We start from the raw sequence: 25,599 nt of genomic DNA, 5'->3' as shown, positions 1-25,599 counted from the left end.
TATAACCGGTTTCGGGGGATGGGTCGGGGGTCGACCCGAAGCAGACCCGGGAGGTTCTGGTGCCGCAGCACGGCCCGTCGGGCGACGACCCGGACGTGACTCGCAATCCCCCACCGGCTGAGACGCCACCGACCGAGGCAGCCCGGCCCGCAACACCACCGGCCGAGGTGCCGCCTCCGGTGCCGGTCCCCGCTCCCGGCATCGACCCGGACGAGCCGCCAGCGGTCCCGTCCGGCAAGTTCGGCACGCCAGGACGGCCGCTGCGTCGCAGCAGCTTCCTGATCGGCTTCACCGGTGCGCTGGGCGTGCTGCTGGCGTACACCCTCTATCTGGGGATTCGCAATGCCGGCGGCATCCTGGTTCTGGTGGTGATCGCGCTCTTCCTCGCGGTCGGCCTCAACCCGGCAGTGGTCCGGCTCCGTCGCTGGGGCGTACCGCACGGCCTGGCGGTGGCGGCGGTCGCGTTGACCGTGGTGCTGCTGCTCTGCGGTGGGGTGGTGGCGCTGGTCCCGCCGATCGTCACCCAGTCAGGGGAGTTCATCGACCAGTTGCCCAGCTATGTCGAGGAGCTGCGCCGCAATCCGACGGTCAATGACCTGGTGGAGCGCTACGACGTGGTGGAGCGGGTGCAGAACGCGGCAAACGCGGACACCATCGGCCGGGCGCTCGGTGGCGTGCTGGGCGGCGCCCAATTGATCTTCGGTACGGTGTTCCGGGCGCTGACCGTGCTGGTGCTGACCATCTACTTCCTGGCGTACTTCAACCGGCTGCGCTCCCTGGGCTACTCGCTCGTGCCCCGGTCGCGCCGGGAGCGGGTGCAGCTGATCGGCGACGAGATCCTGGCCAAGGTGGGCGCGTACATGGTCGGTGCGCTGAGCATCGCGGTGCTGGCCGGCGCGTCGACCTTCGTCTTCGCGCTGATCGTCGGGCTGCCGTACCCGTTCGCGCTGGCCGTGGTTGTCGCGGTGACCGATCTGATCCCGCAGATCGGCGCCACCCTGGGCGCGGTGGTCGTGAGCCTGGTCGGCTTCGCCGACAACCTGCCCACCGGCATCGCCTGCGCGGTCTTCTTCCTCATCTACCAGCAGGTGGAGAACTACCTGATCTACCCGAAGGTGATGCGGCGATCGGTGGAGGTCAACGAGGTGGCCGCCCTGCTGGCCGCGCTGCTCGGCGTGGCGCTGCTCGGCGTGGTGGGCGCGCTGATCGCCATCCCCACCGTGGCCGCACTGCAACTGATCCTGCGCGAGGTGGTGCTGCCGCGCCAGGAGATCCGCTGACCCGCGCTTTGCGGGTCAGTCGGCCTTGCCTGCGGACGGGCCGGGGACGGGCGTGTCTGCGAACGAGGCCACCGTCCGGTCGGCGTACGCGCTGACGTCGCCGGCCTCCATCGGGCCGTCCCAGGTCGTCGGCAGCGGCACCTCGACGGCCGGGTTGACCCGCCGGACGATCTCGTCGAGCACCGTCTCCGCGTCGCCCACCCACAGGTGTTTGGCGCCCGGCACCCCGACCACCTCGGCCTGCGGCACCGCGGCGAACCGCTCCCGCGCCTCGGTCGGACGCAGGTAGTCGTCGAACTCCGGCACCAACGCCACCAGCGGTCGACCGGAGGCGGCCCAGGTGGTGAGGTCCGCAGGTGACGAGAAACGCAGCGGCGGGGAGAGCAGGATCGCCCCGGCGATCGCCGGGTCGCAGCCGTATTTCAGGGCCAGGTCGGTGCCGAACGACCAGCCGACGAGCCAGATGTTGGGCAGCTCGGCGAACTCCGCGTACTCGATGGCGGCAGCCACGTCGTACCGCTCCCCCACCGCGCCGTCGAACGCGCCCTCGCTGGTGCCGCGCAGGCTGCTGGTGCCCCGGGTGTTGAACCGCAGCACGGCCAGGTCGGCCAGCGCCGGCAGCCGCCAGGCCGCCTTACGGAAGACGTGGCTGTCCATCATCCCGCCGTGGGTGGGCAGCGGGTGCAGGCAGATCAGGGTGGCCACCGGCGGCCGGTCGGCCGGCAGGGCCAGCTCGCCGACCAGCCGCAGACCATCGGCGGTGTGCAGCTCGATGTCCTCCCGGCGGCCGGGCAGGATCGACGACGCGCGGATCGCTGTGCTCACCGCACAAGTCTGTCGCGAAGTCACCACCGCCGCCCGCCCAGGCACGAAGAGGGTGATCCAGGTCGCTAAGGCGCGGCGTGAGACGCCCCGGTCGAGTCGCCCGGCAGGTCGCCCGGCCGAGGCGCGGAGCGCCTCGGGCAGTCGCTCAGTAGCGCGGGGCGCCTCGACCGCGCTGCACCGCCGGGCCACGCCGGTCCCGGGCACGCCAGCAGCCGCTGTGCCAGTGCCGCCGGTCGGTCAGGTCACCCAGGCCGTCCGCCGGCCAGGCCACCAGGTGCGCCACCCCGGGTCGGATCTCCTGGTCACAGCCGGGGCAGCGGTACGTCTTGACCGACGCGCCCGCGCCGATCCCGCGTACCTGCCAGGCGCCGTCGGTCCACTGCTGCACCGAGGCGACACCCTGCCGGACCCGGTCGGCGTCCAGGTTGGCGTTCTCGTCCCGGCGAGGGCGATTGCGACGGGGGCTCACAGTCACCAAGCGTACGGTCCGTCGGACGGGACAACCTCGCGGCCAGCCCGCCCGACGGCTGAGATCACTCCCAGCTCTCCGGGCGGGTCGGGTCCTCGACGACCCGCGCCCCCGCCAGCACGGTCGTCGCGTCCGCCTCGGTGAAGCCGCTGGACGCGCCCGGCTCGACGCCGATCGGCCGCCGGCCCTCCCACTGCCAGTCGAAGTTGGCACTCACCATCGTCTTGGGGATGCCGAGCAGATCCAGGGTCGTCCCGTCCGGAGAGAGATACGCGGGCCGGCCAGCGACAGCCCGATTCCCCGCGGTACGGGTACCAGCCCCGATCGCGTAGCGGTAGTCCACGAACATGACCTGGGTCGTCGCCCGCCCGAGGATGAAGTTCGAGGTGACCAGCCTCGGGTACGAGCTGACGTCGACCGAGCAGTTGTTGATCGGCGCGCCTTCGGGCAGGGCGTCGAGCCGCAGCGGCACGGCGCACGAGCGGGCCTCGTTCCAGCGCAGTGCCTCGACCGCCCGCTCCAGCCCGGCACGGTCCCCCCCCAGGATGACGGCACGGGCGTACAGACCTGGCGCGGGGTGCCACGACTTGACCATTGCACTTCCGCCGCCGCTCGCCGGGTGGATCGTGCCGTCGAAGGTCTGGGGGCCCGGTGCGGTCGCGTCAACCTCGACGCCGCCGAATGAGACGCTAATCGACAGTTCCGGCGTACTGCTTGCCTCGACATAAACCGGTTGGTCATCCCGCACACTGAGCCGTACCGACTCGGTGTGGCCCCGAACAACCGACCAGCCCAGATAGCGGGCCCTGGCCGGGTCGAGGCCGAAGTGCAGCACGTTCGGATCGCTGCCGACCAGTGCCGGGTCGGTAGCGGCCCCGGGCACCCCGTCGACGCGGGGCGGCACCGGCGTGGCCCCGGTCGACGTGGTGGCGGTCCAGGGCAGGCGGTCGGACAACCCGTCGAGGCCCGTCCCGGTCACTCCCACGACGCCGAGCGCCCCGATCAGAGACAACGCGGTCCCCGCGGCGACCCGGCGATGGAGTTGGCGGCGGCGGCCCCGGGCGCGTGAAGCCCGCAACAGCCGATCGGCGTCCACGGCGCCCTCGGCGCGGTCCCGCAGGGTTTGGACAATCTGGTCGTCGAGGTCGATCACGGCCGGCTCCCGTTCGTGGCCGGGGCACCGTAGCGCTCCCGCAGGTTGGCGAACGCCCGCATCGCGTGAGTGCGGACGGTGACCGGCGAGCAGCCCAGGATCTGGGCGATGGTCGCGTCGTCGAGGTCCTCGTAGTAGCGCAGCACCAGCACCGCCCGCTGGCGGTCGGGCAGGCCGAGGATCAGCCGCCACATCTCGTCCCGGTCGGCCACCTCGCCACCGAGGTCGCCGCGCTGCGGGCGGTCGACGACGGTGTCGACGGCCAGCTCACGGCTTGACCGGCGGCGCCACCAGGAGTTGTTGGCGTTGACGAGCATCCGGCGCACGTACACGTCGGGTCGGTCGGCGCGGGCGATCCGGCGCCAGTGCACGTACGCCCGGGACAGCGTGTCCTGGGTGAGGTCCTCGGCCCGGTGCTCGTCGCCGGTCAACAGTCGCGCCAGCCGGACCAGGGCCGGGCCGCGGCTGGCGACGTACTCCTCGAAGGTCACACCATGCAGACGCGGCCGGAACCCTCCGGCGTTGACCCGATCAGCGGTGCGAGTGGTCGCGGAAACCGCGGTGGGTCTTGCGGCCCAGGTAGCCGGCGGTGACCAGGTGCTCCAGCAGCGGCGCGGGCGCGAAGCCCGGCTCACGCAACTCCAGGTACAGCTCGCGCTGAATCGCCAGCGCGACGTCCAGCCCGACCACGTCGAGCAGCTCGAAGGGGCCCATCGGGTAGCCGCAGCCCAGCTTCATCGCGTGGTCGATGTCGTCGGCCGTCGAGTAGCTGGCCTCCAGCATCTTCACCGCGTCGTTCAGGTAGGGGAAGAGCAACGCGTTGACGATGAACCCGGACCGGTCACTGCAGACCACGGCGGTCTTGCCGAGCGCGGCGCAGACCGCGCGGACGGTGGCGGTGGCCTCCGGGGAGGTGCGGATGGTGCGGACCACCTCGACCAGCGGCATGACCGGCGCCGGGTTGAAGAAGTGCAGCCCCACCACGTCGGCCGGGCGGTGGGTGGCCATCGCCACGTCGATCACCGGCAGCGAGGAGGTCGTGGTGGCCAACACCACGCCCGGCTTGCAGATCTCGTCGAGGCTGGCGAAGAGCGCCTTCTTCACGCTCAACTCCTCGACCACGGCCTCGACCACCAGGTCGACGTCGGCGAGGTGGTCGAGAGTGGCCGACCAGCTGATCCGGCCGAGCGCGGCGTCCCGGTCGGCCTCGGCGAGCTTGCCACGCACCACGCCCTTGTTCAGCGAGGTCTTCACCGCCTCGCAGACCGTCGCGGACTTCTCCATGCCACGGGTCACCGAGACGACCTCGTAGCCGGCCCTCGCGAAGACCTCGATGATCCCAGTGGCCATCGTCCCGGAGCCCACCACGCCAACCTTGGCAATCGCCCGCGCGCCGTCGGCGACCCCAGCCTCCGTCGCCGGCGGCGTCACCTCATCCGGTACGACCACCGGCGAGCCGGGGCGCTCGTAGGTGTAGAAGCCCCGACCGGATTTCCGACCGAGCAGCCCTGCGGTCACCATCTGCTTGAGCAGCGGCACCGGGGCGTGCCGGCGGTCCCGCCCGCCGCGCCGGTACATGGTGTCCAGAATCTCGTACGCGGTGTCCAGGCCGATCAGATCCATCAGTGCCAGCGGGCCCATCGGCAGGCCGCAGCCGAGCTTCATCGCGGCGTCGATGTCCTCCCGGGTCGCGTAGTGCGACTCGAACATGCCGACCGCGTGGTTGAGGTAGCCGAAGAGCAACGCGTTGGCGATGAAGCCGGCCCGGTCGTTGATGGTGACGTCGACCTTGCCGAGCCGGGCGCAGAGCGCCTCGACGTCGGCGACCACCTCGGGTGAGGTGACGACCGTGCGGACCACCTCGACCAGCTTCATCACGGGAGCCGGGTTGAAGAAGTGGATGCCGATCACCTGGTTGGGCCGGGTGGTGGCCACCGAGATCTCGGTGACGCTCAGCGACGAGGTGTTGGTGGCGAGGATGGTCTCCGGCCGGCAGACCCGGTCCAGCTCGGCGAAGATCCGCTGCTTGAGGTCCAGGTGCTCGGGCACCGCCTCGATGACCAGGTCGACGGAGTGCAGCGCGTCCAGCCCGGCCGCGAAGTGCACCCGCTCGTGCAGGGCGTCGCGGTCCGCCGCGGCAAGCTTGCCCTTGGCGACCGCCCGGTCGGTGGAGCGGGTGAGGGTGGCCCGACCGCGCTCCAGCGCCGGCTCGGAGATCTCGACCGCCACCACGTCGATGCCGTTGCGGGCGAAGACCTCGACGATGCCGGCACCCATGGTGCCCAGCCCCACCACACCCACGGTGCTGAACTCGCGCGCCACGACCGGCCTCCCCAGACACTCCGCACGGCCCCTGAACGGCCGCTAAGGTTATGCGCGCGAGTCTGCCACGTGACGCTCGGTTGTCGAGACGCCGTGGCTAATTTCACCGACCGCGGCGCGGGGCCTCTAGGCGGCGGTCACGGTGGCCAGTGCCAGCAACTCCGAGACGAACTCCCCCGGGCGTTCCAGGTGCGGGCTGTGACCGCAGCCGGGCAGCACCACCTCCTGGTACGCGCCGCCCGCCGCCGCGTACCGCTCCAGCACAGCGCGGGTCTGGCCGATCATCGGCTGCGGCGGACAGGCTTCCTCGCCGGGCCAGCCCGGCACGAGATCCAGCGAACCCAGGTACGCCAGGTCGAACAGCGAGGTGTCCGAGACGATGACGTCGGCGTCGCCGCGTACCCAGGTGACCGGGGGCTTGTCGGCGACGGCCACCAACTCGTCGGCGAGCCGGAAGTGCGTCGGCGCGAGCGCGTTGAGCACCCCGCGATCTCCCGGTGCGGTGCCCGGCCAGTTCTCCGAGGGCACCGCCGTGCCTGGATAGTTGTCGTCCCCGGTGGCGGTGGAGAGCACAGTGTCCAGCAGCAGGTCCTCGTCGGCGCCCAGCGAGGCAGGATCGGCCACATAGGTGGCTCGCAGGACTGCGCGCGGGCTGGCCGGGGCGTCCGCGCTCCGATCGCCGGCGGCGAGCCGGGCGACGAAGTCCGGGTTCGCCGTGCCAGCGCCGGTGCCGGCGAAGTCGGTGGTGGTCGGCGTGCCGGCCAGGTCGCGGGTGCCACCGAAGCCGTACGGGGAAACCGGCGCCGCGAGCAGCAACGCGCCCACCCGGTGCGGATGGTCGATCAGCAGTTGCATCGCCACTCCGCCACCGAGGGAGTGCCCGACCACCACTGGGCGGGCGTCGTGAGCGCCGAAGAGTGTCGGGTCGTCCAGCAGGGCGGCCACGTCGTCGGCGAAGTCCCGCAGGCCCCGGGTGGCGTCCACCGGGGCCGTCGCGGAGTCGCCGTACCCCCGCAGATCGGGGGCGACCACCCGCAGCGTCGGCGGCAGGCGCCGGACCAGCGGCTCCCAGAACAGCGCGGACGAGCAGTTGCCGTGGATCAGCAGCACCGGGGTGCCGTCTGGCGGGCCGGCCACCCGTACCGCCTGGGTGATGCCGTTCGCGGTCACGGTCCGCTGCTCGGTCTCCATCCGCGGCATGCTGCCACGCCCGCCTCCGCCGGTCCAGGTGCCGGACAGCCACCCCGAGTGCGGCCCAGATGTGGGCCGCACCCGGGTCGGCGTGCGTTCCTGTGAGAGCAGGCGCCCTCGTTGTCGCGGGGGCGACAACGAGAGCCGTTCCGAACACTCAGCCGCGGACGCGGTAAGGCGTGGCCAACGGCAGCGGAAGTGTCGGTCGAACGTCCCGCCGGGACGGGCCGAAGCTGAGCCCCACCGGATCGGTGTGCGCCACCCCCGGGTCGAACAGTCGCAGTTCAGTGCGGCCGAGCCGGATCACGTCGCCGTCGGAGAGACGTTCCACCTCGGCGATTCGGCGGTCGTTGAGCCAGGTGCCGTTTGTCGAACCGAGGTCCCGCAGCGACGGGCCCTCCCGGGCCAGCCACACCTCCGCGTGACGACGGCTCAGATGCGGGTCGCCGATGACAACGTGGCCGGTCGGTGCCCTACCGATCACCTGCGGCTCGAACCGGAGGCGAAAACTCGCCCCACGCATCGGCCCGCCTGCGACGGTCAACAACGGCAAAAGTTCCGGATTTTCCTCCATGGACAGTCTGCCCTCCACCCCACACCGTTACTCCGCGCGTCAGCCTGCCACCAGACCGTAGTTATCAGCACCAACCGGCCGGTCAGCTCCTCGTGGCCTCCTGACCACCTACGGTTCGACGATTCGGGCGGCCCGCATCTGTCACCGACGCCCTGAGCTGCACTGATCAACGATCTGGCGAGCCTGTGCGACGCCGGTCCCGCCGCCCCGAGGCGGAGACCTACCGGCGAGTAATCCTCGGGTCTAGACTTCCGCCATGACGGCTGTGCATGTTCCGGGTCTCCCGGTCATCGAGGCGGGTCGGCTGATCTCCACCAGCCCGGCCACCGGCGCTGAGGCCGGCCGCTTTCCGGTCGCCACCGACGCCGACGTGCGACGAGCCGTCGACCGCGCCCGCGCCGCCGGAGAGTGGTGGGCCGGGCTCGGCTTCACGGGCCGCCGCGAACGCATGCTGCAGTGGCGCGCCCTGCTCGCCAAGCGGATCGAGCAGTTGGCCGAGCTGGTGCACGTCGAGGGTGGCAAGCCGGTCGCCGACGCCATCGTCGAGATCGTCACCGCGATCGAGCACATCGACTGGGCCGCCCGCAACGCCGGCCGCGTGCTCGGCCCACGGCGGGTGCGGTCCCGGCTCATCCTCGCCGAGTTCTCCGGGCACCTCGAATACCAGCCGCACGGCGTGGTCGGCGTGATCGGGCCGTGGAACTACCCGGTCTTCACGCCGATCGGTTCCGCCGCGTACGCGCTGGCCGCCGGTAACGGCGTGGTGCTCAAGCCGAGCGAGTACACGCCCGCCGCCGGTCAGTGGCTGGTGGACACCTTCGCCGAGGTGGTGCCAGAGCAGCCGGTGTTCACCGCCGTGCACGGGCTGGGCGACGTGGGCGCCATGCTGTGCCGCTCCGGGGTCGACAAGTTGGCGTTCACCGGCTCGACCGCCACCGCCAGGAAGGTCATGGCCGCCTGCGCCGAGACCCTGACCCCGGTGCTGATCGAGGGCGGCGGCAAGGACGCCATGATCGTCGACAGCGACGCCGACCTGGACGCCGCCGCCGAGGCGTGCGTCTGGGGCGGCATGACCAACGCCGGCCAGACCTGCATCGGCATCGAGCGGGTGTACGCCGTCGACTCGGTCTTCGACGCCTTCGTCGACAAGGTGGTGGCCCGCGCCGGTCAGCTGACCGTCGGGGCGGAGGGCAGCGACATCGGCCCGATCACCATGCCGAGACAGCTCGACGTGATCCGCCGCCACATCGACGCTGCCATCACCTCGGGCGGGCGTGTCGTGCTCGGCGGTCCGAGTGCGGTGCAACCGCCGTACGTCCATCCGACCGTTCTCGTGGACGTCCCAGAGGAGTCGGCCGCCGTCCGCGAGGAAACCTTCGGCCCCACGCTGACCATCAGCCGGGTCCGCGACGCCGACGAGGCCATCACCCGCGCCAACGCTCTGCCGTACGGCTTGGGCGGTTCGGTCTTCGGCCGACGGCGGGCGGTGGCCATCGCGCGGCGGCTGCACTCCGGAATGGCCTCGATCAACTCGACCCTGACCTTCGCTGGCATGTCCACCCTGCCGTTCGGCGGGGTCGGCGACTCCGGCTTCGGGCGCATCCACGGGGAGGACGGGCTTCGCGAGTTCGGCCGCGCCAAGGCGATCACCCGCCGTCGGGCCCGGTCACTACTGCCGTCGATGACCTTCGAACGGACCCCGACCGACGTGGCCCGGCTCGTCAAGGCCATCAAGATGATGTACGGGAGGTGAGCTCAGAAGAGCGTCAGCTCGTCCTTCTCGATGCCCCGCAGCCTGTCGTAGTCCAAGACCACACACCGAATGCCCCGGTCGCTGGCGAGCACCCGGGCCTGTGGCTTGATCTCCTGAGCGGCGAAGACCCCGGCAACCGGGCTGAGTAGCGGGTCACGGTTCATCAACTCGAGATAGCGGGTCAACTGCTCCACCCCGTCGATGTCGCCACGCCGCTTCACCTCCACGGCGACCGCACCGGAGTTGGCGTCCCGGCACAGCAGGTCGACCGGGCCGATCGCCGTCATGTACTCGCGGCGGACCAGCGTGAACCCCTCGCCCAACGTTCCAGGGTTGGCGGCCAACAACTCCTGCAGATGCGCCTCAACCCCGTCCTTGCGCAGGCCCGGATCCACGCCCAACTCGTACGAGGTGTCCTGGAAGATCTCCTCCAGGGTGATCCGTAGCTCCTCGCCAGCCTTGTTGACCACCCGCCACACACCGGGGGCCTCCTCCAGCCGACACGGCGGGCTCATCCAGTTCAACGGCTTGTACGCACGGTCGTCGGCGTGAATCGACACCGACCCGTCCGCCTTCACCATCAGCAACCGGGTGGCCAGCGGCAGGTGCGCCGAGAGCCGTCCGACATAGTCCACCGAGCACTTCGCAATGACCAACCGCACCCGACGAGGGTAGCCGAGCACCCACCAGTCGCCAGCGAGCGGCACTGGCGCGTCGATGCAATGCTGAGACCGTGTTCGAAGTCCTCACCGGCACCGGTCTCGCCGCTTCAGCGGGGCTGAACGCCTACATACCCCTGCTCATTCTGGGTCTCCTCGGCCGCTACAGCGACCTGATCGACCTCCCCAGCGGCTGGACCTGGCTCGGCAACGGCTGGGTCATCGTCATCCTGGCCGTGCTGCTCGCCGTGGAGGTGGTGGCCGACAAGGTGCCCGTGGTCGACCACATCAACGACGTGGTGCAGACCGTGGTCCGGCCCACCGCCGGCGGCCTGGCCTTCGGCGCCGGGTCCTCGTCGGAGACGGTGACGGTCAGCGACCCGGGGAGTTTCTTCTCGTCCCACCAGTGGGTGCCGGTCGTCACCGGCGTACTGCTGGCGTTGGGCGTGCACCTGCTCAAGTCCGCCGCGCGCCCTGTCATCAACGCAACCACCGCCGGGTTCGGTGCCCCGGTCGCCAGCACCGCCGAGGACGCCACCAGCGTGGTGGTCTCCCTGGTGGCGATCATCCTGCCGGTGTTGGTGCTCGTTGTCCTGCTCGGCCTGGTGGTCTTCATCTACTGGTTCATCCGCCGACGCTCCGAACGTCGCCGGGAACGCGAAGCGGCACGCGCCGCAGGCTTCCGCGTCTGACGGTTCGCCACGGTACGGCCCTCGCACACTGGCTCACCTGGACATGCCGCTGGCCGGCACCCCCGTTCTCGGGGTGCCGGCCAGCGGTTGTCTTGCCGTTCGGGTTGTGCGGTGGTGCGGTGGTCAGCTGTTCCAGTACTGGCCAACCAGGTCAGCGGCCTGCTGTTCCCACTGGGCGTACGCGTCGGGGTAGGCCGAGACCTGCACGGTCTGCGCGGCCTGGGTCAGCGGCATGTCCTGCCACCCGTCGACCTGCTTCAGGCCCGTGAGGAACGCGGTGGTCGAGTACTCAGGGTTGGTGATCTGCTCCGGAGTACCCCAACCACTGGACGGGCGCTGCTGGAACAGGCCGAGCGAGTCGTGGTCGTTCATGTCGCCGAGGTGGCCCAGGTTCTCCAGCTTCGACTCCTGCAGGCTCGTGGCGATGGAGATGACCGCGGCGCGCTCGGGCAGGCCGGCCTTCTTCGTGGCGGCGATGATCGCCTTGGCGTTACCGATCTGCTCGTCGTCGAGGGTGATGCGGGACTGGTCGCCCTGGGTGCCGTGCGGGATCAGCTTGGCCGTGTCGGGCTTGTCGGCCTGCACGGCGACCGCGACGGGCTTGGCGTCGACCGGGTTGGCGTGCGCGGCGATCGGACCGGCGAAGACACCACCGGCGAACGCGAGACCAGCAACAGACAGCACACTCTTACGCATGATCGTGTTCATGGGGGTAGCTCCTTCGGGGGTAGGAAACACCCGCACCGACGGGGGCCGGTTCAGGGTGTGAGCACCTCGTCCGGCGCTGCACATACAAGGGGGAAAGTCTGCGGGGATCGGCGGCCTACAAGCGCGGGGCTCGTGGCGCCGGGGCGGCGGCCTGCAAGCGGGGGCTTGTGGCGCCGGGTCCAGGTGTAGCGACCCGGGGGGCCGGGGCCATTCCCGGTGGCGGCTTCGGGCGCAAGGCTCGTGGCGCCAGGTCTGTATGTAACGACCCGGGGACCGGGGTCATTCCGGGGGTGGCCCATCCATCGGCACCCTCGTGGAGGCGGTAGCCGGGTGGTCGTTCGCGGGGACTGCAACGACCGGGCGGGGGCTGGCATTCCAACCCCGGGTCGCGGGGCGGTCGGGCCGTGGTGCTGCGATCGTCAGGGTATGTAACGACCCCGACCCGGCCATGATTCCGGGCCACGGATGCCGCCGCTCACAGCCCAGAGCACCCGAGACCGGACAAACCACCCACGCACACGACGCGGGTCGGCGAGGCCCGAAAACCTCAGACCGGACAAACCGCCCAGCGCCCGACATGGGTAGCCCTCAGATGGCCTGCCAACCGAAAGATCCACTCCAGATCGCCGACATTGGGGTATCCCGGTGACGTGATGCCGCAACATCGCCGACGTCGTGTCGATCAGTCGCGGATGCGGCTCACACCCCCTCCCCCGGCGTCGGCCTGATGCAGCACTTCGCCGATCTAGCGGTTTGTGCTGCCCTATACCACCCAAGAAGCCGCAAATCGGCAACCGAAACTGCAAGATCGCGGGGGGACTGGAGCGCGGGTGGGGTGGAGACGCCGGCGCGCACGCGGGCACGGACGCCGGCGGGGACGCGGGACGCGGGACGCGGGACGCGGGACGCGGGGCGCGGGGCGGATTGCGGGGCGGATTGCGGGGCGGATTGCGGGGATTTGGGGGGCGGGGGAAGCCTAGGATCGGGTCAAAAGCCTAGAGGAGGTTGGCATGACTGCAGCGTTGGAGATGCCCCGAGTCCAGGAATGTGTTGTCGCCGCGTGCGCGTACAACCAGTCGGGTGACTGCCACGCCTTCGCGATCACGATCGGCAGCATGGATCACGCGCACTGCCACACCTTTGTCGAGTCGCCCGTCCGGGGTGGCGTGGACGGACTGGTCGCCCAGGTGGGCGCCTGCCAGCGCTCCGACTGCCGGCACAACGAGCAGTTGGAGTGCCACGCGTCGTCAATCAAGGTCGGCCCGGACAACGATCTGGCCGACTGCATGACCTACTCCGGCCGCTGACACACAAACAGCTGACGCAGCGACAGACAGCGGGGGTCAGGGCAGGTCGTTGGCGCTCCGGATGACCGTCACCAGGTCGTCGATGATGCTGGTGAGGGCGAAGTCCTTCGGGGTGAAGACCCGAGCCACCCCGGCCGCCCGGAGCGTGTCCGCGTCACCGGCGGGGATGATGCCGCCCACGACCACCGGTAGGTCCGCCCTGCCTGCGGCGCGCAACCCGTCGAGCACCGCCGGCACGGCGGCCAGGTGTGAACCGGAGAGCACGGACAGCCCGACCAGGTCGACGTCCTCCTCGACGGCGGCGGCGACGATCTGCCCTGCGGTCAGCCGGATGCCCTGGTAGACGACCTCGAATCCGGCGTCGCGGGCGCGTACCGCGATCTGCTCCGCGCCGTTGGAGTGCCCGTCCAGGCCAGGTTTGCCGACGAGCAGCCGCAGCCGGCCGCTGCCCAGCTCGCGGGCGGTGGCGGTGACCCGCTCACGGACCGCGGTGAGGCCTGGGTCGCCGCCGCTGCCGGTGGCGGCGGCCAGGCCGGTCGGCGCCCGGTACTCGCCGAAGACCTGCCGCAGCGCGCCGGCCCACTCGCCGGTGGTCACGCCGGCCCGCACGCACTCCAGCGTGGCCGGCATCAGGTTTGTGGTGGTCGCGGCGTCCGCGCGCAGCCGGGAGAGGGCCGCGTCGACGACGGCCGGGTCCCGGTCGGCCCGCCACCTGTGTACGCCGTCGACGGCGGCGGCCTCGACCGCGGCGTCGACCTGCTCGACGGTTCCCGCACCGGCGGCGGTCAGCGGGGAGAGTTCGGTTTCGGTGTACCGGTTGACCCCGACCACCACGTCGGCGCCGGACTCCAGTCGACGGCGGCGCTCGGCCAGCGAGGCGACCAGTGCGCTCTTGAGGTAGCCGGTTTCCACTGCGGCGACCACGCCGCCCAACTCCAGCACCCTGTCCAGTTCGACCCGGGCTCCGGTGACGATCTCGTCGACCAGCGCGGTCATCACGTGCGAGCCGGCGAAGAGGTCGGGATATTCGAGCAGATCCGACTCGTACGCCAGGACCTGCTGCATTCGCAGCGACCACTGCTGGTCCCAGGGGCGGGGCAGGCCGAGCGCCTCGTTCCAGGCGGGCAGCTGCACCGCGCGGGCCCGGGCATCGCGGGACATGGTCACCCCGAGCATCTCCAGCACGATGCGCTGGATGTTGTTCTCCGGCTGCGCCTCGGTGAGGCCGAGCGAGTTGACCTGCACGCCGTAGCGGAACCGTCGTTGCTTGGCCTCGGTGACCGCGTACCGGTCGCGGGTGATCTCGTCCCAGAGCACGCCGAACGCGCGCATCTTGGCGATCTCCTCGACGAAGCGGACACCTGCGTTGACGAAGAACGAGATCCGCTGCACCACGTCGCCCATCCGCTCGGCCGGCACCTGGCCGCAGGCGCGGACCGCGTCGAGCACGGCGACGGCGGTGGCCAGTGCGAAGCCGACCTCCTGCACGGGCGTGGCGCCGGCCTCCTGGAGGTGGTACGAGCAGATGTTTACCGGGTTCCACTTCGGCATCGTGGTCAGCGTGTGCGCGACGATGTCGGCGGTGAGCCGCAGCGACGCGGCCGGCGGGAAGATGTACGTCCCCCGGGACAGGTACTCCTTGATGATGTCGTTCTGGGTGGTGCCGGCGAGCGTCGAGGCGGCCCAGCCCTGCTCCATCGCCACCGTGCCGTAGAGGGCCAGCAGCCACATCGCCGGCGCGTTGATGGTCATCGAGGTGTTCATCTCGGCAAGCGGAAGGCCGTCGAAGAGCGCCCGCATGTCGCCGAGGTGGGCCACCGGCACGCCGACTCGGCCGACCTCACCGGAGGCCAGCTCGTGGTCCGGGTCGTACCCGGTCTGGGTGGGCAGGTCGAAGGCGACCGAGAGGCCGGTCTGCCCCTTTGCCAGGTTGCGGCGGAAGAGGGCGTTGGTCGCGGTGGCCGACGAGTGGCCGGCGTAGGTGCGCATCACCCACGGGCGGTCCCGCTCGGGCAGGCGCCCCGAAGATGCCGTCTCATCCATGGCTGGAGCTTAAGTTACCGTTCAGTAAAACGGGTTGTGGAAAACCACACAGGTCCATGTCGGGGACGACCGGGCGCGAAGCGCCCGCAGTGGCTCGCACCGCCACACCCCGGGGCACCAGGCCGGCCGGGTCAGGGCGCACACTGGACGGCATGGATGACGAGCTGGCCATCTCCGTTCGAGGACTGCGCAAGGCGTACGGCGACAACGTCGCGGTGGCGGGCGTGGATCTCGACGTCCACCGCGGTGAGGTGTTCGCTCTGCTCGGCCCGAACGGCGCCGGCAAGACCACCACGGTGGAGATCCTGGAGGGTTACCGACGCCGGGACGCCGGCGAGGTCACCGTGCTCGGCACGGACCCTGAGCTTGCCTTCGGGTCGCGACTGCGGGGCTCGCAAGCTCGCTCCTCGCGCAACCCACGACACCCCGCCGCCGACTGGCGCTCCCGCGTCGGCATCGTGCTCCAGGGCACCGGCGAGTTCGACGAGCTGACCGTCGCCGAGGTGATCCGCCACTTCTCCGGCTTCTATCCCGACGCGGACGACCCGGACAAGGTGATCGAGCGGGTCGGGCTGGCCGGCAAGGCGAAGGCCCGTACGCACACCCTGTCCGGTGGGCAGAAACGCCGCCTGGACGTGGCACTGGGCATCATCGGTCGCCCCGAGTTGCTCTTCCTCGACGAGCCGACCACCGGCTTCGACCCGGAGGCCCGCCGCGAGTTCTGGGAGCTGATCCGTGACCTCGCCGCGGCCGGCACCACAATCGTGCTGACCACCCACTACCTGGACGAGGCCGAGGCGCTCGCCGACCGGGTCGCTGTGATCGCCGGTGGCCGGCTGGTCGAGGTGGCCGCCCCGAACCGGCTGGGCAATCGGCAGGAGGCACTCGCGACGGTTTCCTGGCGTACCCCGGACGGGACGCTGGAGAGTGCGCAGAGCGCGACGCCGACGGCCCTGGTGGCCGACCTGGCCACGCGCTACGGCGGCGAGGTCCCGGGGCTCACCGTGACCCGGCCGACCCTGGAGGACGTCTACCTCACCATGATCGGACACGCGCGATGACGACCACGACCAAGCCGGCGACGCCGGTCGCCGCGAGCCGCGGCCGCCGGCCGGCAGCAGGCGCACTCGCCCTGCGCCAGGGCCGACTGGAGATCACCCAGTTCCTGCGCAGCCGGGAGTCCGTGGTCTTCACGATGGGCTTCCCCATCATCATGATCCTGATCTTCGCGTCGATCTTCGGTGGGACGATCGGTGGCGGGGTCAAGTTCACCCAATACTTCATCACCGGCATGATCGCGACCGGTCTGATGACGGTGAGCTTCCAGAACCTCGGCATCTGGATCCCGATCGAACGGGACCGGGGCGTGCTCAAACGCTACCGGGGCACGCCGATGCCGAAGTGGGTCTGGTTCGCCGGCAAGGTCATCATGGTGGTGGCGATCGGCATCGCCGAAACCGCGCTGCTGCTGGCCGTCGCGGTGGCGCTGTTCGACCTCGACCTGCCGGGTACGGCCGGAAAGTGGTTCACCTTCGGCTGGGTCGCCGTGCTCGGGGTGACCGCGTGCACGATGTGCGGCATCGCGATCTCGTCGCTGGCCCGCACCGCCCGCAGCGGCTCGGCGGTGGTCACCCCGGTCGCCCTGGTGCTCCAGTTCATCTCCGGGGTGTTCTTCGTCTTCACCGACCTGCCCACCTGGATGCAGCAGGTGGCTGCACTGTTCCCACTCAAGTGGATGTGCCAGGGGCTGCGGTCGGTCTTCCTGCCCGAGAGCTTCGGCGCTCAGGAGCCGGGCGGCTCGTTCGAGTTGGGCCGGGTCGCGCTGGTGCTGGGCCTGTGGTGCGTGGCCGGCCTGGTGCTCTGCCTGACCACCTTCCGCTGGACCACCAAGCGCGACGGCTGAGCGGTCGACCGGGGCGGTTGCCGCCCGCCCCGGTCGGGTGAAACTCAGTACGTGTAGAAGCCCTTGCCGGTCTTGCGGCCCAGGTCCCCGGCGGTGACCATCCGCTGGAGCAGCTCCGGCGGGAAGAACTTCTCGTCGGCCGTGTCGGTGTAGATGTTCTTCGAGGCGTGCAGCAGCACGTCCACGCCGGTCAGGTCGGTGGTGGCCAGCGGGCCCATCGCGTGCCCGAAGCCCAGGCGGCAGGCCGTGTCCAGATCCTCCGCGGACACGACGCCGGACTCGACCAGCTTGACCGCCTCCATCACCAGGGCGGAGATCAGCCGGGTCGTGACGAAGCCGGCGATGTCCCGGTTGACCACCACCACCGTCTTGCCGATCTCCTCGGCGAAGGCCTGCGCGGTGTCCAGCGTGGCGTCGCTGGTCTTGTAACCGCGAATCAGCTCGCAGAGCTGCATCATCGGCACCGGGGAGAAGAAGTGGGTGCCGACGACCGCCTCGGGCCGCTCGGTCACCGCGGCGATCTGGGTGACCGGGATGGCCGAGGTGTTGGTGGCGAGCACCGCGTCCGACTTGCAGATCTTGTCCAGTGCGCGGAACACCTCGTGCTTGATCTCCAGCCGCTCGAAGACCGCCTCGACCACGATGTCCGCGTCCGCCGCCGCCTCCAGATCGGTGGTCGGGGTGATCCGGGCGAGCGTCGCCTCGACCTCGGCCGCCTCGATCTTGCCCTTCTCGGCGAACTTCTCCAGCGACTTCCGGATGCCGCCGAGCCCTCGGGTGGTGGCCGCGTCGTCCAGGTCGCGCAGCGTCACCTGCCAGCCGGCCTGCGCCGCCACCTGGGCGATGCCGGAACCCATCAACCCCGCCCCGACGACCGCGAGTCGACCCGCCATCTGCTTCTCCCTCGCTGCGATTGAGTGCCTCACTGCACCCTAGTCGGCGAGCCTGAACGATGACTAAGCGCGCTCGACACGAAAGGATGTCGGGCGCTCTTGGTGAGTTTGAGGGGGTGGGCAACCGGTGACAGATTCACGACTCCGCTCGGCGAACAAACTCCCGCGCGGGTGCATCGAACCCTACGACAACAGCCCAGCGGATTCACCCAGGAGTTCATGATGCGTGCCACGCCCTTGGTCGGAACCCTCACCTGCCTTCTGCTCGTCGCCGCGTGTGCCTCACCGGCGCACCAGAACGGCAACGCCGCGCCGGCCGGCTCACCAGACCCCACGATCGGCGCGACCACCACCGGGACGCCCGCGTCGTCCACGCCGTCCACGCCGTCCGCGCCGTCCGCGCCGTCTTCGCCGTCCGCGCGGCCGTCCAGCAAACCCACCACCGAACAGCTCGTCCTGGGACCGAACGGCATCGGCTCGCTGAAGCTCGGAATGACCCGTCAGCAGGCCGACGCGACCGGAATGGTGCGTCCGTTCGAGATGAGCCGCTGCGGTTACTCATCCCTGCGCGCCGCCCCGGCTGAAGAGGGGAACGTCACTCTCTCACCGACCCTGGGAATCGCCGCCATCGACGTGTGGCCCGGCATCAAGACGCGCGAGGGTCTGGGCATCGGCATGTCAAGCGCCGAGGTGCTTCGGATCTACCCGGCATACAGGGAGGGGGTCAACGCTGGCTACGCGACGACCCCCGGCAACGACAAGGCCGTCTACCGCATCGCAACGAGGAACGGCAAGGTCACCGCGCTGACCCTGCAGTTCAAGAACCAGGACTGCTACGAGTGAACCGACCCGACCCGGCCGGCCTGCGGCACCAGTGAGCTGGACAACCGCAGGTCGGCCAGGATCTCGTCGGTCAGGTCGGCGTCGCCGACCTGCTTGATCTGCAGGTAGACGCCGTAGCCGCGCTGCGGCACGGAGAGCACCACCTCGCTGAACGAGACCGAGGCGCCACACGACGTCCAGCGCCGTACCCGTGCCTGGCTACCGCGCACGTCCACCGTCCGGTCGGGCTGCGGGACGCAGGAGGTGTGGCTGGGCAAGGCGGGTGCCGCGCCGCCGGCAAGCAGAGCCTTGCTCGCACCGACGAAAACACCGGGTATCCGGCTCGCCGGATCCGGCCAGAGCGCAAGATCCGGGGCGACCACGAGACCCGGCGCCTGACCGGCGGGAAGTCGCAACACCGAAGGATCCCAGCCGGCGTCCTTCACCTCGCCGGCCCAGCTCGACGGCACCGCGACCGACAGGGCGCCAGAGACATCGTGGACGCGTACCCAACCTGACCGGGCCGGGAGCGTGGGGCTGGAACCCGCCGTCGCGGCCAGCGCGGCCAGTGCGACCCCGACGCCGACGACCCGTGTCAACTGCCGCACGACCCGGCCACGGCCCGTGTCCCGTTCCATCGACGCGATGACCCGACGCAACTCCTCCAACATGGCCGCCGCGGACGCTGGTCGTTGCCGAGGGTCGTGATGCAGCGCGCGTCGCACCAGATCGTCCACGGTGGACGGGACGCCGGGCCGTACCTGAGACGGCCTGGGCAACGACCGCCCGCCCCTGCCCGCGCGGCTGGCCTGCTCGGGAGGGCTGCCGGTGAGCATGTGGTACAGGGTCGCGCCGATCGCGTAGACGTCGGCGCGGATGTCCAGTCCCCCGCCGGGGGTGGCCTGTTCGGGCGGCATGTAGCCGGGTGTGCCGGCGGCGATGGTGAAGCCGGACGCGTTCGCGAGCGCCTTGGCCAGGCCGAGGTCGGCGACGAGCACCCGATCCCGATCCGCGGCCGGCTGAAACAACACATTGGAGGGCTTGAGGTCACGGTGCAGCACACCGGCCTCGTGCAGCACTGTCACGGCACTGGCGATATCGGCCGCGACGAGCAGCGCCTCCCGTACCGGCATCGGCCCTGAGGCGAGCCGATCCGCGAGGGTGCCGCCGGCCGCGTACGGCATCACCAGATACGGCCGCCCGTCGGGCAACTCACCTACGTCCAGCACACGCACGAGCAGGCTGGAATCCGTCCGCCGCATGATCCGCGCTTCCTGCTCGAACCGCTCCCGCAGATCGGCGTGGTACGACCAGTTGTCTGCCAGCACCTTGATCGCCACCGACGCGTCCAGCTCATCGTCGGCGCCGAGCCACACCGTGGCGAACGCTCCGGAACCGATACGCCGAAGAACGCGATATCGGCCGATCTTCTCGGGTACTGACACGTCCGTATTATGGCCCGCAAGACGCTGAGGAACGGGGCCTGAGCATGTCAGACGATCTTGAAATCGAGGAGCTCGCCGGCCGCGCCGCCACGGGCGACGCTGCCGCTCTTGACGCGCTGCTGAGCAGAATCCGTCCGCAGGTCCTGCGGCAGTGTCTGCGCTTCCTCCCGTGCCGGCAGGACGCCGAAGAGGCGTGCCAGGATGCCCTTCTGCAGGTCGCCCGCAAAATCGACGGTTTCGCGGGCCGATCGAAGTTCTCCACCTGGCTGTACGTCGTCACGGCCAACTGCGCCCGGCAGACGTACCGAAGCCTCAAGCGCCGGGCCGACGAACAAACCACGCCGCTGCTCCCGCTCGATGCCGTCGACCCACGCACCACGAGCGTGATCGCGGGCTCCCGCCTCGACCTGCTGGACGCGCTGGAACGGCTGGAGGCTCACCGACCCGAACTGGTCGCCCCACTGGTACTGCGTGACCTGTGCCAGTTGACCTACGACGAGATCGCCGACCACCTCGCCATTCCGATCGGCACCCTGAAGTCACGCATCCACGACGCGCGACGGCACGTACGCGCCTCACTGGAGGCCGCCTGACGCCGTGAGAGCCGCTTTGCCGCCCCGGTGGACGGCGCACGCGGTGCGGCCCCTCGGACGGAGTTGGCCTCAGATCTCCAGCGACGGTTCCTCCGGCGTGGTGCCCCGCTCGACCGCCACCCCGAGTGCGCGCAGGTCGGCCACGAAGTCCGGGTAGCCCCGGTCGACGTGATGCACGTGGGAGACCTCGGTGACCCCCTGCGCGCACAGCCCCGCGATGATCAGCCCGGCACCGGCACGGATGTCGGTCGCCTGGACCGGGGCTCCGGACAGCCGATCCCGCCCACGGACCACCGCGTGGTGCCCATCGGTCTTGATGTCCGCGCCGAGCCGCATCATCTCGTTGGCGAACATGAACCGGCCGTCGAAGATGTTCTCGGTGATCAGGGAAGCCCCGTCGCTCACCGCAGCCAGACCGATCGCCATCGGCAGCAGGTCGGTGGCGAAGCCGGGGTACGGCAGCGTCACCACGTCCACCGCCCGGGGCCGGTCGTCCATCCGTACGCGAAAGCCGTCCCCCCGGGTCTCCACCAGGCCGCCGGCCGCCACCACCTTGTCCAGCGCGACCTCCAGATACGCCGGGTCCAGCCCGGTCACCGTCACGTCGCCCCGGGTCATCGCCGCGCCGAACGCCCAGGTGCCGGCGACGATCCGGTCCCCCACCGTGGCGTGCCGCACGGGGCGCAGACCGGGCACCCCGGTGATCCGCAGCGTGGACGTGCCCGCGCCGGAAATTCGCGCGCCCATCTGGTTGAGCATCGTGCAGATGTCGACGATCTCCGGCTCCCGGGCCGCGTTGTCGATCGTCGTGATGCCCTGGGCCAGCACCGCCGCCATCACCAGGTTCTCGGTCGCGCCGACGCTCGGGAAGTCCAACACGATGTCCGCGCCGCGCAGGCCGTGCGGCGCGGAGGCGATGACGAACCCGTGCTCACCAGAGATTTCCGCGCCCATCCGGGTCAGCCCGGAGACGTGCATGTCCAACCCACGCGACCCGATGGCGTCGCCGCCGGGATGGGCCACCCGCACGTACCCCCGGCGGGCCAACAGCGGGCCGAGCACACAGATCGACGCACGCAACCGCCGGACCAGGTCGTAGTCGGCCTCCGCGCCGGGCTGCTCGGGCACGTCGATGGTCACCGACCGGGACCGGGCCACGCCGCCGCGGGCAACCATCGGGTCGACCGGCTCGTCCGTGTCGAACTGGACGTCACAGCCCAGCCGGCGCAGCACCTCCCCCATGATCGCGATGTCGGTGATCCGCGGGACGTTCGTGATCACGCTGCGGCCCGGTGCGAGCAACGCGGCAGCCATCAGCTTCAACGCCGAGTTCTTGGCGCCGACCACGTGCACGGTGCCGGCCAGTCGGGCGTCACCGTGGACCCGGATGACGTCGACGTCGTTGACCGCCGGATCGCCGGCGTCGCCGGGGCCCACCACCACCGGCCAACTGGCGGTGCTGTCCGGACGCGCCGGGATCGTCAGGTCGGGAATCCGTAGGCTGTGCGTCATGGCCGTCCACCTCACGCGCATCTACACCAAGGCCGGCGATGCCGGCATGACCAGGCTGAGCAACAACGAGCAGGTGCCGAAGACCGACCCACGGATCGCCGCGTACGCGGATGTCGACGAGTGCAACGCGGCGATCGGCGTCGCGCTCGCCCTGGGTGGGCTCGACGAGGAGCTGCAGGGCGTGCTGGGGTCGGTACAGAACGACCTGTTCGACGTCGGCGCCGACCTGTCCACCCCGGTCGAGCCGGAGCCGAAGTACCCGCCGCTGCGGGTGACCGAGGAGTACGTCGAGCGCCTGGAAGGCTGGTGCGACGAGTACAACGCACGCCTGACCAAGCTCGACTCCTTCATCCTCCCCGGCGGCACCGCGGGCGCGGCGCTGCTGCACGTGGCAAGGACCACTGCCCGGCGTGCGGAACGAGCCGCGTGGGCGCTGGTCAGCCACGATCCGGAACGGACCAGCCCGCTCCCGGCAAAGTATCTCAACCGGCTCTCCGATCTGCTCTTTATCCTGTCAAGAACGGCAAATCCGGCGGGAGATGTGCTATGGGTGCCGGGCGGCAAGCGCTGAGCGTCGGTGGGCTGCACCACGTCGTAGTGTGGGTTCCCGATCTCGCCGCTGCCACGCCTAGTGAGGGCTGACTCCTCGTCGGCCGGCAACGCGATGCGCGACCGCCAAGGGGCGTCAGGGCAGGCGGCGTGAGGCACGACCGCTCAGGGCCGGTGGCGTGAGGCGCGACAGCCGAGAAGCGTCAGGGCAGGCGGCGTGGCCGACGGGTGGCTGCGACCGACGTTAAGGCACCCCACGACTGCGCGGCCGGGTGCGGTCCGGCGCATGATCGACTTCATATCGCCGATATTGCGGTGTCCCAAGCGCTCGGATACCGCAATGTCGCGGATGTGGAGTCGATCAGGAGAGCTTGATGGGCTCGGCCCGCGCGGCCCACGGCCGGGCCGAACAACCCGGCCGACACAACCGGCCTTTGACCCGCTCCAGGTCGGCGATATCGGGGTATCCAACCCAGCGGAACACCCCAACATCGCCGACCCCGTGTCGATCAAGCCCGCCAGCCGCCCAAGAGCCAGAATCAGCTAACGCAGAGCCAGAACCGGCCAACGCAGAGCCAGAACCGGCCCCCGGAGAAGCAAAACCGCCGAACCCGGCAACGGCAGCTGAAAACCGCGCCAGCCAGGTGCACCGTGCCCACGACGGGTTTCCGGGGGAGCCCGCCCGGCGCAGGGATCAAGCCTGACCGCCCGGAGCCGGGCGGGCTCCCCCGGAAACCCCCACAGCGACCAGAGAAAGGCGGATCAGGCAGCCGGGTGTGGGCTCCCCCGGAAACCCCCCCCACAGCGACCAGAGAAAGGCGGATCAGGCAGCCGGGTGTGAGCTCCCCCGGAACCCCCCCCCACGGCGACCAGAGAAAGGCAGATCAGGCAGCCGGCCAGTCCTGGGAGGCCATACGCGGCGAGACCGCCCCCGGAGGGGCGGCCTCGAGCCAAGAGAGGAAACCGGTTACGGTCGACCGCGCCATGGCGATCTCCACCGGTGCTTGGTGACTGGTACAGCGGAGGATCACCCAGTCGGCCGGCATGGAGAGCCGTTCCTGACCCTCCGGCAACCGGCGGCGTTCGACCGCCAGCCCTTTACGGGAAAGCACCCGCTTGGGCCGGATCGCGAAGCTGAACATCCGGTACCAGCGCAGCTCGTCGCCGGCAAACCGGCCGAAGCCGGGCGACCAGCCACGGCCGTCGAGCATGGTGGTGACTCGGACGCTGAGCCGGATGATGCCACCGCTACGGGTGACCAGGGCTCGCCGGACGAAGAGGATCAGAAGCGCAACGAGGATGACGACAACGCCGACCCCGATTCCTTCGACGATCTCCATCCCCGGTGTGGCTCAGCGGCTCTGCGCGGAGACCGGGGTTGCGCTCTCGGCCAGCACGGTGACGCCGTTGGCGCTCACCGAGAGGAAGCCGCCGGCCACCTCGTAGGAGACCTGCTCACCACCAGCAAGCTTGATGCGGACCTGGCCGGGCTCGGCGAGCTGGCCGAGTAGCGGCGCGTGCCCCGGCAGGACACCGAGCTCGCCTTCGGTCGTCCGCGCGACGACCATTTCGGCGTCACCGGACCAGACCTTCTCCTCGACGGCGACGAGCTCGACGTGAAGCTGCTGTGCCACGCTGTCTCCTTGCTGCGGCGACGGATTGCCGAAAGTCTAGCCTGACGCGGACGCGCGCCCAACGCGGGTGGGGAGAACCGCGTCACGACTACTTGGTCTTGTTCACAAATTCCGGGTGCTCCAGCAGGAACGCGTCGAGCTGCTCGTTGTGCAGGGCGGTGAAGAAGTCCGGGACGCCTGGCTGGAACTGCTCACCCAGGTACTTCTTGCCCTCGTAGAGGCCGCCACCGGAGAGCTTGATCATTTGGATGGTGTTGGGGCGGATGTCCTTCAGTGCGAGCCCGAAGTCGACCACGCTGTTGCCTCGACCGTTGAAGATCAGCGACTGACCGGCGGCGCGGAGCACCTTGTCCAGCTTGAGCGGATTGGCCACCACGTCTGCGCTGAACGCCTGCCCGACCATGGCCTTGACGAACTGCTGCTGGTGGCGCTGCCGGCCGTAGTCGGAGTCGAGAACACCGTTCTTCGGGTAGCGCTGCCGGACGTAGTCCAGCGCCTGCCACCCGCTCAGGTGGTGGTTGCCCTTCTTGTAGATCGCCTGCGGGCCGACGTAGCCCTCGCCGCGCGTGTTGCCTGGCCGCGGCTTGCCGTCCGGCTGCTTGTGCTCGGACTTCACGTCCCGCTCGACATACATGTCGACGCCACCCATGGCGTCGACGATCTTCTGGAAGCCGGTGAAGTTGATGATCGCTCCCGCATCGAACCGCTTGATGCCGGTCACGTTCTGCACAGTGGTGGCCAGCAGCTCGAAGCCTCGTGCGGCGTCGGGGTTACCTTCGGGCACCCGACTGCCGAACGACATGGCGGCGTTGATCTTCGTGGTCTCGCCGGGGAAGTTGGCCTTCTTGAACTCCGGGATGTGCACGTAGAGGTCACGCGGCAGAGAGAACAGGTAGGCCCGGTCCATCGACGCCGGCACGTGCAGCACCATGATCGAGTCGGCCAGCGGCGCGGCCGTCGGCGTACGCGGGTCGATGCCGACCAGCAGCAGGTTGAGCGGGCCCTTGATGTCGCTCTTCTTCTCCTTGGCGCCGGCCGCCTGGTCGCCGAACAGGTCAGCCTTACCGACCGCACCCTCGTAGCGGGCCATGAGTGCCTCGGTGCCGACCAGCACCGCTCCGCTGAGCATGGTCAGCACAGTGCCAAACACCGTGCAGACCCTGGCCCAGCGCGGCACACCCCGCCAGATGGACGACTTGCGGCCACGCTTGCCGGCCTTACCCACGAGCAGCTCCGTTCGTTACGCCCACAGGGAGGAAGACGGGCGCACGT

The 25,599-nt window shown here is 70.1% G+C and carries 25 protein-coding genes; 9 read left to right on the top strand and 16 right to left on the bottom strand.

Annotation, left to right across the window (positions count from 1 at the left end):
- The first annotated feature begins 59 nt into the window (after positions 1–59).
- Positions 60–1,280: an AI-2E family transporter gene (locus ACLQ28_RS02775; protein WP_425684587.1), complete on the top strand. Its 1,221-nt coding sequence runs from the start codon at positions 60–62 to the stop codon at positions 1,278–1,280.
- 15 nt (positions 1,281–1,295) lie between these two features.
- Here ACLQ28_RS02775 and ACLQ28_RS02770 read toward each other — a convergent pair whose 3' ends face one another.
- The 7 genes from ACLQ28_RS02770 to ACLQ28_RS02740 form a co-directional block, all read right to left on the bottom strand.
- The gene (locus ACLQ28_RS02770; protein WP_425684586.1) at positions 1,296–2,105 is read right to left on the bottom strand and encodes an alpha/beta hydrolase; all 810 of its coding nucleotides are present in this window, start codon (positions 2,103–2,105) and stop codon (positions 1,296–1,298) included.
- Positions 2,106–2,250: 145 nt separating this feature from the next.
- Positions 2,251–2,580 (bottom strand): hypothetical protein, encoded by a 330-nt coding sequence (locus ACLQ28_RS02765; protein ID WP_278141388.1) that lies wholly within the window; start codon positions 2,578–2,580, stop codon positions 2,251–2,253.
- Between the two features lie 58 nt (positions 2,581–2,638).
- Positions 2,639–3,727 (bottom strand): hypothetical protein, encoded by a 1,089-nt coding sequence (locus tag ACLQ28_RS02760; protein WP_425684585.1) that lies wholly within the window; start codon positions 3,725–3,727, stop codon positions 2,639–2,641.
- Entirely contained in the window at positions 3,724–4,218 is a 495-nt protein-coding gene (locus ACLQ28_RS02755; RefSeq protein ID WP_425684584.1) for a SigE family RNA polymerase sigma factor, read from the bottom strand. Before ACLQ28_RS02755 ends, ACLQ28_RS02760 begins: the two co-directional genes overlap by 4 nt.
- A gap of 40 nt (positions 4,219–4,258) precedes the next feature.
- Complete coding sequence (locus ACLQ28_RS02750; protein WP_425684583.1) at positions 4,259–6,049, bottom strand: 3-hydroxyacyl-CoA dehydrogenase family protein; 1,791 nt, start codon at positions 6,047–6,049, stop codon at positions 4,259–4,261.
- A 126-nt stretch (positions 6,050–6,175) separates the two neighbouring features.
- Positions 6,176–7,249, bottom strand: a complete 1,074-nt coding sequence (locus ACLQ28_RS02745; RefSeq protein WP_425684582.1) for an alpha/beta fold hydrolase — start codon at positions 7,247–7,249, stop codon at positions 6,176–6,178.
- A 148-nt stretch (positions 7,250–7,397) separates the two neighbouring features.
- Positions 7,398–7,832 (bottom strand): FHA domain-containing protein, encoded by a 435-nt coding sequence (locus ACLQ28_RS02740; protein WP_425684581.1) that lies wholly within the window; start codon positions 7,830–7,832, stop codon positions 7,398–7,400.
- Between the two features lie 238 nt (positions 7,833–8,070).
- Here ACLQ28_RS02740 and ACLQ28_RS02735 point away from each other — a divergent pair, with 238 nt between their 5' ends.
- On the top strand, positions 8,071–9,567 hold the full coding sequence (locus tag ACLQ28_RS02735) for an aldehyde dehydrogenase family protein (RefSeq protein WP_425684580.1): 1,497 nt from the start codon (positions 8,071–8,073) through the stop codon (positions 9,565–9,567).
- A 2-nt stretch (positions 9,568–9,569) separates the two neighbouring features.
- On the opposite strand, the gene nucS is transcribed toward ACLQ28_RS02735, so the two are convergent.
- Positions 9,570–10,229, bottom strand: a complete 660-nt coding sequence (gene nucS, locus ACLQ28_RS02730; RefSeq protein ID WP_425684579.1) for an endonuclease NucS — start codon at positions 10,227–10,229, stop codon at positions 9,570–9,572.
- Positions 10,230–10,300: 71 nt separating this feature from the next.
- Here nucS and ACLQ28_RS02725 point away from each other — a divergent pair, with 71 nt between their 5' ends.
- Entirely contained in the window at positions 10,301–10,918 is a 618-nt protein-coding gene (locus ACLQ28_RS02725; protein WP_425684578.1) for a DUF4126 domain-containing protein, read from the top strand.
- Positions 10,919–11,041: 123 nt separating this feature from the next.
- Here ACLQ28_RS02725 and ACLQ28_RS02720 read toward each other — a convergent pair whose 3' ends face one another.
- Positions 11,042–11,626 carry a hypothetical protein gene (locus ACLQ28_RS02720; RefSeq protein ID WP_425684577.1) on the bottom strand — a complete coding sequence of 195 codons (585 nt, stop codon included), beginning with the start codon at positions 11,624–11,626 and terminating at the stop codon, positions 11,042–11,044.
- Between the two features lie 1,010 nt (positions 11,627–12,636).
- Here ACLQ28_RS02720 and ACLQ28_RS02715 point away from each other — a divergent pair.
- Complete coding sequence (locus ACLQ28_RS02715; RefSeq protein ID WP_110561607.1) at positions 12,637–12,933, top strand: DUF1540 domain-containing protein; 297 nt, start codon at positions 12,637–12,639, stop codon at positions 12,931–12,933.
- Positions 12,934–12,969: 36 nt separating this feature from the next.
- On the opposite strand, the gene ACLQ28_RS02710 is transcribed toward ACLQ28_RS02715, so the two are convergent.
- The gene (locus ACLQ28_RS02710; RefSeq protein ID WP_425684576.1) at positions 12,970–14,976 is read right to left on the bottom strand and encodes a protein meaA; all 2,007 of its coding nucleotides are present in this window, start codon (positions 14,974–14,976) and stop codon (positions 12,970–12,972) included.
- Between the two features lie 152 nt (positions 14,977–15,128).
- Between ACLQ28_RS02710 and ACLQ28_RS02705 the strand changes: the two genes are divergently transcribed.
- Positions 15,129–16,037: an ABC transporter ATP-binding protein gene (locus ACLQ28_RS02705; protein WP_425684575.1), complete on the top strand. Its 909-nt coding sequence runs from the start codon at positions 15,129–15,131 to the stop codon at positions 16,035–16,037.
- The gene (locus ACLQ28_RS02700; protein WP_425684574.1) at positions 16,034–16,879 is read left to right on the top strand and encodes an ABC transporter permease; all 846 of its coding nucleotides are present in this window, start codon (positions 16,034–16,036) and stop codon (positions 16,877–16,879) included. The genes ACLQ28_RS02705 and ACLQ28_RS02700 overlap by 4 nt, the downstream gene beginning before the upstream one ends.
- A gap of 44 nt (positions 16,880–16,923) precedes the next feature.
- Here the strand turns inward: ACLQ28_RS02700 and ACLQ28_RS02695 are convergent, their stop codons facing one another.
- Positions 16,924–17,772, bottom strand: a complete 849-nt coding sequence (locus ACLQ28_RS02695; RefSeq protein ID WP_425684573.1) for a 3-hydroxyacyl-CoA dehydrogenase family protein — start codon at positions 17,770–17,772, stop codon at positions 16,924–16,926.
- A 219-nt stretch (positions 17,773–17,991) separates the two neighbouring features.
- Here ACLQ28_RS02695 and ACLQ28_RS02690 point away from each other — a divergent pair, with 219 nt between their 5' ends.
- Positions 17,992–18,615, top strand: a complete 624-nt coding sequence (locus ACLQ28_RS02690; protein ID WP_425684572.1) for a hypothetical protein — start codon at positions 17,992–17,994, stop codon at positions 18,613–18,615.
- Here the strand turns inward: ACLQ28_RS02690 and ACLQ28_RS02685 are convergent.
- Positions 18,606–20,039, bottom strand: a complete 1,434-nt coding sequence (locus ACLQ28_RS02685) for a serine/threonine-protein kinase (RefSeq protein WP_425684571.1) — start codon at positions 20,037–20,039, stop codon at positions 18,606–18,608. The two genes, ACLQ28_RS02690 and ACLQ28_RS02685, sit on opposite strands and share 10 nt — an antisense overlap.
- Before the next feature lie 44 nt (positions 20,040–20,083).
- On the opposite strand from ACLQ28_RS02685, the gene ACLQ28_RS02680 reads away from it, so the two are divergent.
- Positions 20,084–20,632 carry an RNA polymerase sigma factor gene (locus ACLQ28_RS02680; RefSeq protein ID WP_393138365.1) on the top strand — a complete coding sequence of 183 codons (549 nt, stop codon included), beginning with the start codon at positions 20,084–20,086 and terminating at the stop codon, positions 20,630–20,632.
- A gap of 69 nt (positions 20,633–20,701) precedes the next feature.
- Here the strand turns inward: ACLQ28_RS02680 and murA are convergent, their stop codons facing one another.
- Positions 20,702–22,144: a UDP-N-acetylglucosamine 1-carboxyvinyltransferase gene (gene murA, locus ACLQ28_RS02675; RefSeq protein WP_425684570.1), complete on the bottom strand. Its 1,443-nt coding sequence runs from the start codon at positions 22,142–22,144 to the stop codon at positions 20,702–20,704.
- Here murA and ACLQ28_RS02670 point away from each other — a divergent pair.
- The gene (locus ACLQ28_RS02670; protein WP_425684569.1) at positions 22,143–22,715 is read left to right on the top strand and encodes a cob(I)yrinic acid a,c-diamide adenosyltransferase; all 573 of its coding nucleotides are present in this window, start codon (positions 22,143–22,145) and stop codon (positions 22,713–22,715) included. The two genes, murA and ACLQ28_RS02670, sit on opposite strands and share 2 nt — an antisense overlap.
- A gap of 862 nt (positions 22,716–23,577) precedes the next feature.
- Here ACLQ28_RS02670 and ACLQ28_RS02665 read toward each other — a convergent pair.
- The 3 genes from ACLQ28_RS02665 to ACLQ28_RS02655 all read right to left on the bottom strand — a co-directional run bounded on the left by ACLQ28_RS02665 (position 23,578) and on the right by ACLQ28_RS02655 (position 25,558).
- Positions 23,578–24,033, bottom strand: a complete 456-nt coding sequence (locus tag ACLQ28_RS02665; protein WP_425684568.1) for a DUF2550 domain-containing protein — start codon at positions 24,031–24,033, stop codon at positions 23,578–23,580.
- Positions 24,034–24,045: 12 nt separating this feature from the next.
- The gene (locus ACLQ28_RS02660; protein ID WP_425684567.1) at positions 24,046–24,327 is read right to left on the bottom strand and encodes a F0F1 ATP synthase subunit epsilon; all 282 of its coding nucleotides are present in this window, start codon (positions 24,325–24,327) and stop codon (positions 24,046–24,048) included.
- 88 nt (positions 24,328–24,415) lie between these two features.
- The gene (locus tag ACLQ28_RS02655; protein WP_425684765.1) at positions 24,416–25,558 is read right to left on the bottom strand and encodes an LCP family protein; all 1,143 of its coding nucleotides are present in this window, start codon (positions 25,556–25,558) and stop codon (positions 24,416–24,418) included.
- Positions 25,559–25,599: the final 41 nt, after the last annotated feature.

It is taken from the genome of Micromonospora sp. DT201, assembly GCF_049841575.1.
Lineage (GTDB): Bacteria > Actinomycetota > Actinomycetes > Mycobacteriales > Micromonosporaceae > Micromonospora.
The sequence above is the reverse complement of the archived record's forward strand: the minus strand, read 5'-3'. Positions and strand labels throughout refer to the sequence as shown.

Excerpts from the sequence above, each read along its gene's own strand:
- ACLQ28_RS02665 (WP_425684568.1), bottom strand. The coding sequence starts at position 24,033 with ATGGAGATCGTCGAAGGAATCGGGGTCGGCGTTGTCGTCATCCTCGTT.
- ACLQ28_RS02710 (WP_425684576.1), bottom strand. The coding sequence starts at position 14,976 with ATGGATGAGACGGCATCTTCGGGGCGCCTGCCCGAGCGGGACCGCCCG.
- ACLQ28_RS02690 (WP_425684572.1), top strand. The coding sequence starts at position 17,992 with ATGATGCGTGCCACGCCCTTGGTCGGAACCCTCACCTGCCTTCTGCTC.
- ACLQ28_RS02720 (WP_425684577.1), bottom strand. The coding sequence starts at position 11,626 with ATGAACACGATCATGCGTAAGAGTGTGCTGTCTGTTGCTGGTCTCGCG.
- ACLQ28_RS02715 (WP_110561607.1), top strand. The coding sequence starts at position 12,637 with ATGACTGCAGCGTTGGAGATGCCCCGAGTCCAGGAATGTGTTGTCGCC.
- ACLQ28_RS02700 (WP_425684574.1), top strand. The coding sequence starts at position 16,034 with ATGACGACCACGACCAAGCCGGCGACGCCGGTCGCCGCGAGCCGCGGC.
- ACLQ28_RS02735 (WP_425684580.1), top strand. The coding sequence starts at position 8,071 with ATGACGGCTGTGCATGTTCCGGGTCTCCCGGTCATCGAGGCGGGTCGG.
- ACLQ28_RS02670 (WP_425684569.1), top strand. The coding sequence starts at position 22,143 with ATGGCCGTCCACCTCACGCGCATCTACACCAAGGCCGGCGATGCCGGC.
- ACLQ28_RS02705 (WP_425684575.1), top strand. The coding sequence starts at position 15,129 with ATGGATGACGAGCTGGCCATCTCCGTTCGAGGACTGCGCAAGGCGTAC.
- ACLQ28_RS02745 (WP_425684582.1), bottom strand. The coding sequence starts at position 7,249 with ATGCCGCGGATGGAGACCGAGCAGCGGACCGTGACCGCGAACGGCATC.
- ACLQ28_RS02695 (WP_425684573.1), bottom strand. The coding sequence starts at position 17,772 with ATGGCGGGTCGACTCGCGGTCGTCGGGGCGGGGTTGATGGGTTCCGGC.
- ACLQ28_RS02680 (WP_393138365.1), top strand. The coding sequence starts at position 20,084 with ATGTCAGACGATCTTGAAATCGAGGAGCTCGCCGGCCGCGCCGCCACG.
- murA (WP_425684570.1), bottom strand. The coding sequence starts at position 22,144 with ATGACGCACAGCCTACGGATTCCCGACCTGACGATCCCGGCGCGTCCG.